Source organism: Mucilaginibacter sp. P4_G9, assembly GCF_056400985.1.
This window is the reverse complement of sequence record NZ_JBFUKF010000846.1, coordinates 1-919: the sequence shown is the minus strand read 5'-3', so window position 1 is coordinate 919 and position 919 is coordinate 1. Positions and strand designations below refer to the sequence as shown.

Annotated in this window: 2 protein-coding genes; both read right to left on the bottom strand. The window is 39.9% G+C overall.

The genetic code is table 11. From position 1 onward, the window contains the following. On the bottom strand, positions 1 to 396 hold a 396-nt coding region (locus AC1DPZ_RS28085; protein WP_477409736.1), incomplete at its 3' end, for an SIR2 family NAD-dependent protein deacylase. A 159-nt stretch (positions 397 to 555) separates the two neighbouring features. Next, the coding region (locus tag AC1DPZ_RS28080) for a DUF6580 family putative transport protein (protein ID WP_477409734.1) at positions 556 to 919 on the bottom strand (364 nt) is incomplete at its 5' end.

Below are 919 nucleotides of genomic sequence, written 5' to 3'. Positions count from 1 at the left end.
AACAGCATCCATCCTTATCTCCCATCCATCAATAGGATAAGTAAGTGCTGGATTGATGCTTGATTGCGAACGGGTAATAATACCATGCAAATGAACTACTTTAGTGGAGCCGGCCCTTTCATGCAAATCATCTATATTTTGGGTGATAATGGTTACATTATATTGCTCTTCCAGCCTGGCTAAAGCGTAATGGGCCGCATTGGGCTTTGCCTCCAATACCGACTTGCGCCGCTCGTTATAAAACTGCTGCACCATTACCGGGTTATACGCCCATGCTTCGGGTGTAGCCACATCCTGTATATTGTAACCCTCCCAAAGGCCGTCGCTGTCTCTAAAGGTCTTTAAACCACTCTCAGCGCTAATCCCCGCTCCTGTTAACACTACTAAGCTTTTCATACATTAATTTATATCACACTTTAATATTTCAACCCAATCCAAAAAGTATTTGCATTCTAAAATTACTTTTAGCCTTGTGCTTTACGCTTTTGGCTTTTACAGCCCATAAAAAAAGCGACCTGCATTATGGCAGATCGCTTTCCATTTAATTATTTTAGTTTAAAGAGCCAGCTGCTTTTGGGTTTGCAAAAAAGCAAACTTACTTTTTGCCAGTTCAAAACCGCCAAACAACAGAAAACCAAATAACAGGTCTCCTAAAACCATGTTCTTTTCAAACGGAATAGCATTAATTAACGATTGACCATAACCTACTAAAGTATGCGGGTACATGGTGCCATATAAAAATGGCAGATCGATAATGAGCCAGTGAATCAATACCGATGCAACAGACGCCAAAAATACGTTAAGCACATTTACCTTTTTTATAAAACTCCCAACTAAAACCATCAGGGCAAAGCAAAGATAAACCCAAACAGCACCACTATACCACAAGGTAATTTTTGATGTGTACAGATAGTTGATG